We start from the raw sequence: 12,700 nt of genomic DNA, 5'->3' as shown, positions 1-12,700 counted from the left end.
AGCTACCCCCACCATGTTTGGATTGACCCGGCGTTATTTGCAGTTGTTCAGCGTTGCCCTGTTGTTGCTCACCTTGTCGTTAAGCGGTTGCCAGACCCCACCGCCCAAAGGCCTGACTCCGGCGCAGATTGCGGTTCTGAAGCAGCAGGGCTTTGAATTGACCGAGGAAGGCTGGGCATTTGGCCTCTCGGGCAAAGTATTGTTTGGCAGCGATCTTGAAGTGCTCAACGTGCAAAGCCAGGAAATTGTTGAGCGCATCGGCACCGCCTTGCTCGGTGCCGATATCCAGCGCGTGCGGGTCGACGGCCATACCGATTCCTCGGGCAAGGAGTCCTATAACGAACAACTGTCCGTGCGTCGTGCCAACAGCGTGGTCAAGGCCCTGACCAAAGTCGGCATGCGCCCGGAGAACATTCAGATCCGTGGGTTGGGTAGCCGCGAGCCGGTAGCCAGCAACAATACCCGCGCCGGGCGCACTGAAAATCGCCGTGTGTCGATTGTGGTGATTGCGGATTAAAGGCTGTTACTACCGCCCTGTGGGAGCGGGCTCAGTAGCCGCTGAAGAGCGTAGCGAGGCTGCGATGGGCTGCGCAGCGGCCCCGGATCGAAGGCCCTTCGGTCTTTATCGCAGCCTACGGCAGCGGCTACAGAGATACTTCAAGCCTGCTCGCTCCCACTGAGGGCTTGATCTGGGACAGAGTATCTACAAAGGCAACATTCAATCCGCGAACTTCATCCCACGGGTTTCCCCCAGCAACAACGGCGCATTCAGCTCCGTCACTTCGCGGATGTAATCCCACAACAGGGTGATCCGTTTGAGCTTGCGCAGGTCTTCGCGGCAGTACATCCAGAATTGGCGTGTCAGGTTGACCTCGTTGGGCAGAACCGGCAGCAAACGCGGGTCCTGGGCGGCCAGAAAACACGGCAGAATAGCCAGCGAACGACCTTGCTGCGCGGCCACGAACTGCGCAATGACGCTAGTACTGCGCAGGTTGGCGCTGGCGCCCGGCAGCACATTGGCCAGGTACAGCAGCTCGGAGCTGAACGCCAGATCGTCCACATAACTGATAAACGTATGCTCCGACAAATCCGCCGTGCTGCGGATCGGTGGATGCTGGTCCAGATATTCCTGGGTGGCAAACAGTTGCAAACGGTAGTCGCACAGCTTGCAGCACACATAAGGCCCGTGTTCCGGTCGCTCCAGCGCAATGACGATATCGGCCTCGCGCTTGGACAAGCTGATGAAGTGCGGCAGTGGCAGGATATCCACCGAAATCGCCGGGTAGGCGTCCACAAAATGGCTGAGCTGCGGGGTGATAAAAAAGCTCCCGAAACCTTCGGTGCAACCCATGCGCACATGCCCCGACAACGCCACGCCAGATCCTGACACTTGCTCGCAGGCCATGTGCAGCGTGCTTTCGATCGACTCTGCATAACCCAGCAAGCGCTGGCCTTCATTGGTCAGGGTAAAGCCATTGGTACGCGATTTTTCGAACAGCAAAGTACCGAGCGCAGCTTCCAGTGAGCTGATCCGCCGTGACACGGTGGTGTAGTCCACCGCCAACCGTTTGGCGGCGCTGCTGGCTTTGCGGGTGCGGGCCACCTCCAGAAAAAACTTCAGGTCATCCCAGTTCAGTGCGCTTAACGATGTGATGTTTTTTTGCATGTTAGACCGGCTTTTATGTGCGTTCTTATTAGAAGAACGCACACCTATACTCCAAAAACAGTCCTGCGACCAATTGGACGCCCGTACTCACAAAAATAATTCCGGAGACTTCCATGAGCGTTTCTAACACCCCGTATCAAAACGCCCGCTTGCTGATCGACGGCGAATGGGTCGAGTCGCAGACCACGGAGTGGCACGACATCGTTAACCCGGCCACTCAGCAAGTGCTGGCCAAAGTCCCGTTTGCCACCGCTGATGAAGTCAACGCCGCCATTGCCGCTGCCCAACGCGCCTTCCAGACCTGGAAGCTGACGCCGATTGGCGCACGCATGCGCATCATGCTCAAGCTGCAAGCCCTGATCCGTGAGCACTCCAAACGTATTGCCACCGTCCTCAGTGCTGAACAAGGCAAAACCATTGCCGACGCCGAGGGCGATATTTTCCGTGGCCTGGAAGTGGTCGAACACGCGTGCTCCATCGGTACCTTGCAGATGGGTGAATTCGCAGAAAACGTCGCAGGCGGAGTAGACACCTACACCTTGCGCCAACCAATCGGCGTCTGTGCAGGGATCACGCCTTTCAACTTCCCGGCCATGATTCCGCTGTGGATGTTCCCGATGGCCATCGCTTGCGGTAACACCTTCGTCCTTAAACCTTCCGAGCAAGACCCGCTGTCGACCCTGATGCTGGTCGAACTGGCAATCGAAGCCGGGGTTCCACCAGGCGTGCTCAACGTTGTCCACGGCGGCAAGGACGTAGTGGATGCTCTGTGCACCCACGCAGATATCAAAGCTGTTTCGTTTGTCGGCTCAACCGTCGTCGGCACCCATGTCTATGACCTGGCGGGCCGTCACGGCAAGCGCGTGCAATCGATGATGGGCGCGAAAAACCACGCAGTGGTGCTGCCCGACGCCAACCGTCAGCAAACCCTCAATGCACTGGTAGGCGCAGGTTTTGGTGCTGCCGGTCAGCGTTGCATGGCCACCTCGGTAGTGGTGCTGGTGGGCGCTGCCAAACAATGGCTGCCAGACCTCAAGGCGCTGGCGCAAAAACTCAAGGTCAACGCCGGCAGCGAAGCGGGTACAGACGTAGGCCCGGTGATCTCCAAACGTGCGAAAGAACGTGTGCTGGGGCTGATCGAAAGCGGTATCAAAGAAGGCGCAGTGCTTGAACTTGATGGCCGTAACATCAAGGTCCCGGGTTTCGAACAGGGTAACTTTATCGGTCCGACCCTGTTTTCAGGCGTCACCACCGACATGCAAATCTATACCCAGGAAATCTTCGGCCCGGTGTTGGTGGTGATTGAAGTCGACACCCTCGACCAGGCCATCGCGCTGGTCAACGCCAACCCGTTCGGTAACGGCACCGGCCTGTTTACCCAGAGTGGCGCAGCGGCCCGCAAGTTTCAGAGCGAAATCGATGTCGGCCAGGTTGGTATCAATATTCCGATTCCAGTGCCGGTGCCGTTCTTCAGTTTCACCGGTTCCCGTGGCTCCAAGCTCGGCGATCTGGGCCCGTACGGCAAGCAGGTGGTGCAGTTCTATACTCAAACCAAGACCGTCACCAGCCGTTGGTTTGACGATGAAAGCGTGAATGATGGCGTCAATACCACCATCAATCTTCGTTGAGGGCACACACCATGAACATCGCATTTATTGGTTTGGGCAACATGGGCGCACCGATGGCGCGCAACCTGCTCAAGGCCGGGCATTCGTTGAACCTGTTTGACCTGAACAAAGACATCCTGGCCGAGCTGGAAGCCCTTGGCGGCCATATCAGCGCGTCGCCGCGCGATGCGGCCAAAGGCACCGAGCTGGTGATCACCATGCTCCCGGCAGCGGCCCATGTGCGTAGCGTGTGGCTGGGTGAAGACGGTGTGTTGGCCGGTATCGGTGCCGGTGTGCCGGCCGTGGATTGCAGCACCATCGACCCGCAAACCGCCCGTGAAGTGGCCGCCGCTGCGGCCAAGCAAGGCGTGCAAATGGCCGATGCCCCGGTATCCGGCGGTACAGGCGGTGCGCAAGCGGGCACCCTGACCTTTATGGTGGGTGCTTCCCAGGGCCTGTTCGACACCTTGCACCCGGTGCTCTCGCAAATGGGCCGCAACATAGTCCATTGCGGGGATGTGGGCACCGGCCAAGTGGCTAAAATCTGCAACAACCTGCTGCTCGGGATTTCCATGGTGGGCGTCAGCGAAGCCATGGCCCTGGGCGCAGCGCTGGGCATCGACAGCGAAGTACTGGCCGGAGTTATCAACAGCTCCACCGGGCGCTGCTGGAGTTCGGAGGTGTACAACCCGTGGCCGGGCATCGTTGAAACGGCCCCTGCATCACGCGGCTATACCGGCGGCTTTGGCGCCGAGTTGATGCTCAAGGATCTGGGGCTGGCCACCGAAGCTGCACGCCAGGCCCATCAACCTGTGGTGATGGGCGCCGTGGCGCAACAGTTGTATCAGGCCATGAGTCTGCGCGGCGAAGGCGGCAAAGACTTCTCGGCCATCATCAATAGCTATCGCAAACCCCAATAGGGGGTTTTCCCGGGAGTCCGCGTCGGGCGGATTCCCGGGTTTTTTTCGGGCTTTAGATCAGGCAAAAACGAAATACTTGCGCACGGTTTCCACCACTTCCCACGTGCCTTTCATACCCGGTTCCACCACAAAAATATCCCCGGCCCGCAGATGGATTGGCTCCTTGCCCTCAGGGGTGATGATGCAATAGCCTTCGCGGAAATCGCAGTATTCCCACTTCACGTACTCCACGTACCACTTGCCTGGTGTGCAAATCCACGTGCCCATGATCTTGCTGCCGTCTTCGCTGGTGTAAGCGTTGAGGTTGACGGTGTGCGGGTCGCCTTCGAGTTTTTCCCATTTGCAGGCATCGAGCACGGGCAGGGGATGGGTGTCGCGAAGCACAGTAATTGGCGCAGACATAAGACCTCCGGTGATGGGTTAATAACCCCCACCCTAACCGCAGCAGTGCTCTGACAGATGCCTGATCCCGACCCCCAGATACGCAAAAGCCCCGGCACTGAACGCAGTGACGGGGCTTTTTGTACCGGTTGAACGCTTAGCGTGAGTTGGCCAGCGCCTTGCCAGTGCGCAGGCGCACCAAATAGAACCCGTAGATGATCAGCAGCCACACTGGAATCGCATATACCGAGGCGCGAACATCGGGGATCATCCAGATAACCGACACGATCACCGCCATAAACACCAGGCACAGGATATTGCTGAACGGGAACCAGAACGCCTTGAACGAAGGCGTCACGCCTTGCACCGCCATGGCCTTGCGGAACTTGATATGGGTGAGGCTGATCAGCGCCCAGTTGATCATCAACGAGGCAACCACCAACGCAAACAGCAACTCCAGAGCCTTGTGCGGGGCCACATAGTTGACCACCACACACAGCAACGTCACCAGCGCCGACACGCCCAGTGCCCGCAGTGGCACGCCATTGTTGGTCAGCTTCATCAGCGCCTTGGGCGCATCACCCTGTTCGGCCAGGCCGAAGAGCATGCGGCTGTTGCAGTACACGCCGCTGTTGTAGACCGACAGCGCGGCAGTCAGTACCACGAAGTTGAGAATTTGTGCCGCCGTGTTGCTACCGATCAGGGCGAAAATCTGCACAAACGGGCTACTGCCGTAGGCATCGCCACCGGCGCCCAATGTGACCAGCAACTGATCCCACGGGTACAGCGCCAACAGCACCGTCAGTGCGCCCACATAGAAAATCAGAATTCGGTACACCACCTGGTTGATGGCCTTGGGGATTACCTTTTTCGGCTCGCTGGCTTCAGCCGCGGTGATGCCCACCAACTCCAGGCCGCCGAAAGAAAACATGATAAAGGCCATGGCCATCAGCAGGCCGGTGCCGCCATTGGGGAAGAACCCGCCGTGGCTCCACAGGTTGCTGATCGACGCTTGCGGGCCGCCGGTGCCGCTGAACAGCAGGTAGCACCCGAGCACGATCATGCCGACAATCGCCACCACTTTGATGATCGCGAACCAGAACTCCATTTCGCCGAACACCTTCACGTTCAGCGTGTTGATCAGGTTGACCAATACAAAAAACACCACGGCGCTGACCCAGGTCGGCACCTCGGGCCACCAGAACTGGATGTACTTGCCCACCGCCGTCAGCTCGGCCATGCCCACCAGTACGTACAGTACCCAATAGTTCCAGCCCGACAGAAACCCCGCGTAACCGCCCCAGTACTTATGGGCAAAGTGGCTGAAAGAACCGGCCACCGGCTCCTCGACAATCATCTCGCCCAACTGGCGCATGATCAGAAACGCGATAAAACCGGCAATCGCATAGCCCAGAATCATCGATGGCCCGGCCGACTTGAGTACGCCCGCCGAACCCAAAAACAGGCCCGTACCGATAGCGCCGCCCAGGGCAATCAGCTGGATATGGCGGTTTTTCAAACCGCGTTTGAGTGTGACCGGGGGGGAGTTAGCGTCAGCCATCGGGTGCCCTGTGGGTTGTTATTCTCAAGATCTGATCAAAATACCCGCGGCCAAAGACGCCCCGGGTGTCGCAAGCCCCGGATATTACTCTTGGTAAAAATGCAGGCATACAGCTGAACGCAAAACCGCGACACTTCCTACGGCATTAACTGACTGATAGCGCCTCAAGCAATGCAGCGGCATAGGCGGGCAACTGCTCAAACGAGCGGGCGCACAGCAGCAGTTTGCGATCTGCCCACGGCTCGCTCAGGTTCACCACCTTAAAGGTGCGCGGTGCCTGCCAGCGCGTGATTGTCGCTTGTGGCACGATGCCCAGCCCGGCGCCACGGGCGACCATGCGCAGCACCCCGTCAAAACCTTCGGCACGAATTCGCACGTGCATGCGCAAGCCGCTGTGCAACGCTTGCTCTTCCAGATACACCGCCAGCGCGCTATTCGCTGACAGCCCGACATAGTCATGGCTCAGGGTGGCGCTGAAGCTGAGCACCGGGTAATCGGCCAGCGGGTGATCGAGCGGTATCACCAGTACCAGCGGATCATCGCGAAAGGGGCGGGTTTGCAGGTCGCGGGTGTCTACCGCGTTGGAAATCACCCCGATATCGGCTGCATCCTGACGCAGTGCATGGGTGATGCGCAGGCTGGTGAGCTCTTGTTGATCGACGCTGATATTGGGGTGCTGGCGCACAAAGTCGGCGAGCAACTCGGGCAGATATTCGGTGTGGGCGGTGGTGTTGCACAGCAGGCGGATCCGGCCTTTAAAGCCCAAGGCATATTCACCCAGATCGTGGTTCATGCGCTCCACCTGCTGCAACAACAACCGTGCATGTTGCGCCAGCGCTTGCCCGGCCGGGGTGGGGCTGATACCACGGCGACTGCGTTGCAAAAAGTCCACGCCCAGGGATGACTCCATGGCTCTGATCCGCGCACTGGCAGCGGCCAGCGACAAATGACTAAGGCTGGCGCCCGCCGTGATATTGCCCGCCTGCAGTACATTCAAGTACAAGCGAAGATCAACCAGATCGAAGTGCATGTAAGCGTCCAGCCGTTAAATGAAGAATCTATGTGGGGTAAATACCTGTAGCAGCTGCCTCGTTCCTCCGGCAGCTGCTACGCAATATAGAGTCTCCCACAGAGAATTTATAATTTGCCTATTGCTGTGCAAGAGGCTGTCTCAGTGTATGCCGCATTTTCAGGCACCTGCCGATGCTCCAGCATACGCCCATGAAAACACTGATCGAGTTTTACCAACATCTGGGCTGGGCCTTGTCACTGCTGGTGATGATGAGCTTTTTGCTGGCGGGCACGGTCAAGGGCGTGATTGGCCTTGGCTTGCCGACTGTCGCCATGGGCATGCTCGGGCTGGCTATTGCTCCGGCGCAGGCTGCGGCACTGTTGATTATCCCCTCCATCGTCACCAACGCCTGGCAGCTGGCTGCCGGTGGGCAGTTGCGGGCGTTGATAAAACGCCTGTGGCCCATGCAACTGGGGATCTTTATAGGCACCGGGCTCGGCGTGCTCTGGCTAAACATTGACGGCGGCAGTTGGGTGGGGCGGGCGTTAGGTGCGGCCCTGCTGCTGTATGCCTTGAGCGGCCTGTTCCTGCCCACCCTGCATGTCGCCCCACAGCGCGAGCGCTGGCTAGGCCCGGTGTGCGGGTTGGTCACCGGGCTTATCACCTCGGCCACCGGGGTGTTTGTAATTCCCGCCGTGCCGTACCTGCAAGCGTTGGGGTTGAGTAAAAACCAATTGGTGCAGGCCTTGGGATTGTCCTTCAGCGTCTCCACATTGGCCCTTGCCGCCGGGCTCTACTGGCGCGGCAACCTGGGCGGCGGTGAGCTGAATGCCTCATTGCTGGCGCTGGTGCCCGCCATGCTCGGCATGTGGCTGGGGCAATGGCTGCGCCAGCGCATCAGCGCCCTGTTGTTCAAACGGGTATTTTTTATCGGTATGGCGCTGCTCGGCAGCCACCTATTGATCAACAATTAACGGCTATTCGTGCTGTGACGGCAAAGGTGATTTGACTCACTGCGGGTTTTTCTCACACAAGGGGGTCGATATTCTCTCGGCATATTCTTTACCCCCATGCCGCTCAGCAGCGCTGAGGGTTTAACCCCCTGGAGGCTGATGATGAAAAAAATACTCTTGCTTAACGGCGCCAAAAAATTTGCTCACTCCGATGGTCGTTACAACCTGACCCTGCACGAGACCGCACTGGCGTTTTTTGATCGTCAGGGCTTTGAAGTCAAAGTTACCCACATCGACGAAGGCTACGATATCGCCGAAGAAGTCGAAAAATACCTGTGGGCAGATGTGGTCATTTACCAAATGCCGGGCTGGTGGATGGGCGCACCCTGGATCGTTAAAAAGTACATCGACGAAGTGTTCACCGAAGGCCACGGCAAGCTCTACGCCAGTGACGGTCGCACCCGCTCCGACGCTTCGCAGCGCTACGGCAGCGGCGGTCTGATCCACGACAAGAAATACATGTTGTCGCTGACCTGGAACGCACCGCAGCAAGCATTTGACGATCCAGCAGACTTTTTCGAGGGCAAAGGCGTGGACGCGGTGTACTTCCCGTTCCACAAGGCCAATCAGTTCCTGGGCATGACCGGCTTGCCGACCTTCTTGTGTGTCGACGTGATGAAGCGTCCACAGCCTGAAGTCGACGCCGCACGTTACGAGCAGCATTTGGCTGAAGTGTTTGGCCTCAACGCCTGACCCCTGCCGACCATACCCGTAGCAGTTGCCGAAGGAACGAGGCTACGTTCGGCGACGTAGTCGCCGTAAATCCAGAAAAAACGGTATACCTGAGACACCGGGTAGTATGGTTTTACGACTGCTGCGCAGCCGAACGCAGCCTCGTTCCTTCGGCAGCTGCTACGCAACCTACAGAATCCCCCCACAGTTCGAGACGGTATGTACTATCAACGTCTAGTCAATGAGGGGCACGTGTGAAAGCCAGATCCGATGAGCTGCAAATTTTTGTTTCGGTGATCGAGTGCGGTTCGATTTCTGCCGCCGCCGAGCAGGCCGGGCAAACACCTTCAGCCGTCAGCCGCACGCTGTCACGGCTGGAGGCCAAGCTTGAAACCACGCTGATCAACCGCACCACGCGGCGCATGGACCTGACCGAAGAGGGCAAGTTTTTCTTCGAGCGGGCCAAGCTGATCCTTGAACAGATGGATGAACTTGAAGAGCGTCTGATCTCACACCAGCGCACGCCGTCCGGGCGTTTGCGCATCAATGCCGCCTCGCCCTTCATGCTGCACGCCATCGTGCCGTATCTCCCCGAGTTCCGGGCGCTGTACCCCGAGATTCAACTGGAACTCAACAGCAACGATCTGATCATCGATTTGCTGGAGCAAAGCACCGATATCGCGATTCGCATCGGCACCCTGACCGATTCCACCTTGCATGCCCGCTCCTTGGGTTGCAGCCCGCTGAACATCCTCGCCAGCCCCGACTACATTGCCGCCCACGGCATGCCCGCCAGTGTGGCCGATTTGGCCAACCACACCCTGATCGGTTTTACTCAGAACGATGGCCTTAACCAGTGGCCGCTGCGTTATGCCCAGGGCGATCGCTGGCCCATCCAGCCGGCCATCAGCGCGTCGAGCGGCGAGACCGTGCGCCATCTGGCGCTGCAAGGGCAGGGCATTGCCTGCCTGTCGCACTTTATGACTCACGAAGATATCAAGACCGGGCGTTTGCAGGCGGTGCTGGGCGAGTTCAACAGCGGTTACAGGCAGCCGATTAACGCCGTGTACTACCGCAACTCACAGCTGGCACTGCGCATTCAGTGTTTTCTGGATTTTATCCAGGCCAAACTCGCCGGGTACGCGGGCCCGCACTTCAAGGGCTAAGGTGCTTGCTCCTACAGGTATTTGTGTGGCTGGCCCACACAAATAGCAACGTCTGCACCTGCTGCGTCGCTTTCTATTGAGTGATGTTTCCTAGAGAATCCTGAGCGTCTTGTGGCGCTGCAAACGGGTCGATAGTCTCGCCGAGTCGCTGGTTTCAGTGACCGGTTGTGACAGGCCGTTGAGAGTGACAAGACAGCCTCATAGACATTTCATCGTGTTATGGCGGCTGTGTGCGGGGCACTTTCGAGTGCGCCGAGTCTTGTCAGCTCTCCTCGGTCTGTCACCCGCACGCAGCTGCCACCTTCACCGATTGACAGCGGGACAGAGGCAGTTCTTTCAGCCATTTTTTTGAGTTGACGCCATGAAGAAAATTGTCCCCGATCCTCCGCTGTTTACCTGCGCCCATCAGGGCACTTCGCTGTTCAGCATCAACCCCGGCGTGCCTGTTCAGGACGCGCTCAAACACGCATCGTTGTTGCTCAAGGGCGCGGAATTGACCGCCGACGATATCCGCTCCCACCTCAGCGGCTTTGAAGCCGAACAGCTATGGAACGTGATTCACAGCGTGGAAATGGCCCGTGGCCTGGTGGATGCACTGATAACCGAAGCCCATACATAACTCTCCCGTAGCAGCTGCCGAAGGAACGAGGCTGCGTCCGGCGACGAAGTCGTCGTAAATCCGGTAAACGCGGTCTACCAAAAACACCGGGTTGTATGGTTTTACGACTGCTACGCAGCCGGACGCAGCCTCGTTCCTTCGGCAGCTTCTACGAGCCCAGTTTTGGCGTAGAACTGAGTCTTCCACAAGGTTGTGCGTCGTTCCGCACTTTCGCTTTTGTGGTTTGAAATCATTGCCGAATTCAGACAAGGTTCGGTCACGGTTGATAACAATAAAAGGAAGTATCGAATGCGTATTGTGTGGTTCAAAACCCTGGCCTTGACGGCTGCTATTGCCGCCAGCTCTTCGGCGTATGCCGTCACTCTGGAAGGCGGCGCGGTCGCGGCACCGGATCAATATGGCGCTGAAGTAGCTGCGCAAATTCTCAAAAAAGGCGGTAACGCTGTCGACGCCGCTGTGGCGACCGCCTTCACCCTGGCTGTGACCTACCCCGAAGCCGGCAACATCGGCGGCGGCGGTTTCATGACGATGTATATCGATGGCAAACCCTATTTCCTCGACTATCGCGAAACGGCGCCCAAAGCCGCCAGCCGTGATATGTACCTCAACGAAAAAGGCGAAATCATCGAGAACCTGAGCCTGGTCGGCTCGCGCGCCGCTGGCGTGCCGGGCACTGTGATGGGCTTGTGGGAGGCGCACCAGCGCTTCGGCAAATTGCCGTGGACCGAGCTGCTGACCCCGGCCGTGGGTTACGCGAAAAACGGCTTCAAGGTGGCTGACCAGCAATTCCAGTACCGCGAAGATGCATTGGCGCTGTTCAAGGGCACCACCAACTTCGGCGATTATTTCGGCAGCATGAAACCCGGCGAAACCTTCAAGCAGCCAGAGCTGGCCGTGACCCTGGAACGCATCGCCGACCAGGGTGCCAAGGACTTCTACCACGGTAAAACCGCCGACCTGCTGGTGGCGCAGATGCAAAAGGACAAAGGCCTGATCACCAAGGAGGACCTTAACGATTACAAGGTCAACTGGCGTGAGCCGATGCGTGTGGATTTCCGTGGCAACACGTTGTACACCGCGCCGCTGCCAAGCTCGGGCGGTATCGCGCTGGCACAGCTGATCGGTATTAAAGAGGACCGTGCGGCGGACTTCAAAGGCGTAGAACTGAACTCCGCCCCCTATATCCACCTGTTGGCTGAGATCGAAAAACGCGTGTTTGCTGACCGTGCCGATTACCTCGGCGACCCGGACTTCGGCAAGATGCCCGTGGCAGAGCTGACCGACCCGGCCTATATCGCCAAGCGCGCAAAAGAGGTCAACCCAAAAGCGATTTCCGAGACCGCCAAGGTCAAGCCGGGCCTGGAACCGCATCAGACCACACACTTCTCCATTGTCGACAAACAGGGCAACGCGGTCAGCAATACCTATACCCTGAACTGGGATTACGGTAGCGGCGTTGTGGTTAAAGGCGCGGGCTTCTTGCTGAACGACGAAATGGACGACTTCAGCTCCAAGCCGGGCGTAGCCAACGCTTTTGGTGTGGTGGGTGGCAATGCCAACGCCATCGAACCGGGCAAGCGCATGTTGTCGTCCATGAGCCCAAGCCTGGTGACCCGCGACGGTCAGGTCACGCTGGTACTGGGCACACCTGGCGGCTCGCGGATCTTCACCTCGATTTTCCAGGTACTCAATAACATCTACGACTACGACCTGCCGCTGGAAAAAGCGGTGGCGGCGCAGCGCGTGCATCACCAGTTGCTGCCTAAAGACACGATCTACTTCGACGCCTATGCGCCGCTCACCGGCAAAGTGGCTGATGAGCTCAAAGCCATGGGTTACACCTTGGAAGATCAGGGCTGGAACATGGGTGACATTCAGGCCATTCGGGTGAACGGCACCCAACTCGAAACCGCCTCCGACCCGCGTGGCCGTGGTGTAGGCAGGGTGGTGAAGTAACAACAGAAACGTGTAGCCGCGCCGAAGGCTGCGATGGGTTGCGAAGCGACCCCGCTTTTCAAGCAGCGAAGCCCCTGGCGGCCTTATCGCAGCCTGCGGCAGCGGCTACAGTTATCTCGCCTCTATT

At 58.4% G+C, this 12,700-nt stretch carries 12 protein-coding genes; 8 read left to right on the top strand and 4 right to left on the bottom strand.

Translation table 11 applies throughout. The features are described 5' to 3' along the window. Positions 1-13: 13 nt before the first annotated feature. Entirely contained in the window at positions 14-517 is a 504-nt protein-coding gene (gene yfiB / locus U5A05_RS21345; protein ID WP_321834686.1) for an outer membrane lipoprotein YfiB, read from the top strand. Positions 518-718: 201 nt separating this feature from the next. On the opposite strand, the gene U5A05_RS21340 is transcribed toward yfiB, so the two are convergent. Further along, complete coding sequence (locus U5A05_RS21340) at positions 719-1,666, bottom strand: LysR family transcriptional regulator (RefSeq protein WP_261739839.1); 948 nt, start codon at positions 1,664-1,666, stop codon at positions 719-721. 113 nt (positions 1,667-1,779) lie between these two features. On the opposite strand from U5A05_RS21340, the gene U5A05_RS21335 reads away from it, so the two are divergent. After that, positions 1,780-3,294: a CoA-acylating methylmalonate-semialdehyde dehydrogenase gene (locus U5A05_RS21335; protein ID WP_321834685.1), complete on the top strand. Its 1,515-nt coding sequence runs from the start codon at positions 1,780-1,782 to the stop codon at positions 3,292-3,294. Between the two features lie 11 nt (positions 3,295-3,305). Beyond that, positions 3,306-4,193: a 3-hydroxyisobutyrate dehydrogenase gene (mmsB, locus tag U5A05_RS21330; protein WP_261739837.1), complete on the top strand. Its 888-nt coding sequence runs from the start codon at positions 3,306-3,308 to the stop codon at positions 4,191-4,193. Positions 4,194-4,250: 57 nt separating this feature from the next. Here mmsB and U5A05_RS21325 read toward each other — a convergent pair whose 3' ends face one another. From U5A05_RS21325 to U5A05_RS21315, 3 genes are all read right to left on the bottom strand, one after another. Further along, the gene (locus tag U5A05_RS21325) at positions 4,251-4,595 is read right to left on the bottom strand and encodes a cupin domain-containing protein (RefSeq protein WP_016783536.1); all 345 of its coding nucleotides are present in this window, start codon (positions 4,593-4,595) and stop codon (positions 4,251-4,253) included. A gap of 136 nt (positions 4,596-4,731) precedes the next feature. Beyond that, a complete protein-coding gene (locus U5A05_RS21320) occupies positions 4,732-6,135 on the bottom strand; it encodes an amino acid permease (protein ID WP_261739836.1) in 1,404 nt (467 codons plus the stop codon). 145 nt (positions 6,136-6,280) lie between these two features. Next, positions 6,281-7,165 carry a LysR substrate-binding domain-containing protein gene (locus tag U5A05_RS21315; RefSeq protein WP_321834677.1) on the bottom strand — a complete coding sequence of 295 codons (885 nt, stop codon included), beginning with the start codon at positions 7,163-7,165 and terminating at the stop codon, positions 6,281-6,283. A 191-nt stretch (positions 7,166-7,356) separates the two neighbouring features. Between U5A05_RS21315 and U5A05_RS21310 the strand changes: the two genes are divergently transcribed. From U5A05_RS21310 to ggt, 5 genes are all read left to right on the top strand, one after another. Beyond that, the gene (locus tag U5A05_RS21310) at positions 7,357-8,121 is read left to right on the top strand and encodes a sulfite exporter TauE/SafE family protein (protein WP_261739834.1); all 765 of its coding nucleotides are present in this window, start codon (positions 7,357-7,359) and stop codon (positions 8,119-8,121) included. A 141-nt stretch (positions 8,122-8,262) separates the two neighbouring features. Further along, entirely contained in the window at positions 8,263-8,853 is a 591-nt protein-coding gene (mdaB, locus tag U5A05_RS21305; protein WP_261739833.1) for an NADPH:quinone oxidoreductase MdaB, read from the top strand. A 233-nt stretch (positions 8,854-9,086) separates the two neighbouring features. Next, entirely contained in the window at positions 9,087-9,998 is a 912-nt protein-coding gene (locus U5A05_RS21300) for a LysR family transcriptional regulator (RefSeq protein ID WP_261739832.1), read from the top strand. Between the two features lie 361 nt (positions 9,999-10,359). Next, entirely contained in the window at positions 10,360-10,617 is a 258-nt protein-coding gene (locus U5A05_RS21295) for a DUF3077 domain-containing protein (RefSeq protein WP_321834672.1), read from the top strand. Between the two features lie 288 nt (positions 10,618-10,905). Then, the gene (gene ggt, locus U5A05_RS21290; RefSeq protein ID WP_321834671.1) at positions 10,906-12,573 is read left to right on the top strand and encodes a gamma-glutamyltransferase; all 1,668 of its coding nucleotides are present in this window, start codon (positions 10,906-10,908) and stop codon (positions 12,571-12,573) included. Positions 12,574-12,700: the final 127 nt, after the last annotated feature.

Source organism: Pseudomonas kulmbachensis (genome assembly GCF_963681935.1).
GTDB lineage: Bacteria > Pseudomonadota > Gammaproteobacteria > Pseudomonadales > Pseudomonadaceae > Aquipseudomonas > Aquipseudomonas kulmbachensis.
The sequence above is the reverse complement of the archived record's forward strand: the minus strand, read 5'-3'. Positions and strand labels throughout refer to the sequence as shown.

What these genes read in the sequence shown, in the direction of transcription:
- yfiB (WP_321834686.1), top strand. Translation starts at nt 14, where the DNA reads ATGTTTGGATTGACCCGGCGTTATTTGCAGTTGTTCAGCGTTGCCCTG.
- U5A05_RS21340 (WP_261739839.1), bottom strand. Translation starts at nt 1,666, where the DNA reads ATGCAAAAAAACATCACATCGTTAAGCGCACTGAACTGGGATGACCTG.
- U5A05_RS21335 (WP_321834685.1), top strand. Translation starts at nt 1,780, where the DNA reads ATGAGCGTTTCTAACACCCCGTATCAAAACGCCCGCTTGCTGATCGAC.
- mmsB (WP_261739837.1), top strand. Translation starts at nt 3,306, where the DNA reads ATGAACATCGCATTTATTGGTTTGGGCAACATGGGCGCACCGATGGCG.
- U5A05_RS21325 (WP_016783536.1), bottom strand. Translation starts at nt 4,595, where the DNA reads ATGTCTGCGCCAATTACTGTGCTTCGCGACACCCATCCCCTGCCCGTG.
- U5A05_RS21320 (WP_261739836.1), bottom strand. Translation starts at nt 6,135, where the DNA reads ATGGCTGACGCTAACTCCCCCCCGGTCACACTCAAACGCGGTTTGAAA.
- U5A05_RS21315 (WP_321834677.1), bottom strand. Translation starts at nt 7,165, where the DNA reads ATGCACTTCGATCTGGTTGATCTTCGCTTGTACTTGAATGTACTGCAG.
- U5A05_RS21310 (WP_261739834.1), top strand. Translation starts at nt 7,357, where the DNA reads ATGAAAACACTGATCGAGTTTTACCAACATCTGGGCTGGGCCTTGTCA.
- mdaB (WP_261739833.1), top strand. Translation starts at nt 8,263, where the DNA reads ATGAAAAAAATACTCTTGCTTAACGGCGCCAAAAAATTTGCTCACTCC.
- U5A05_RS21295 (WP_321834672.1), top strand. Translation starts at nt 10,360, where the DNA reads ATGAAGAAAATTGTCCCCGATCCTCCGCTGTTTACCTGCGCCCATCAG.
- ggt (WP_321834671.1), top strand. Translation starts at nt 10,906, where the DNA reads ATGCGTATTGTGTGGTTCAAAACCCTGGCCTTGACGGCTGCTATTGCC.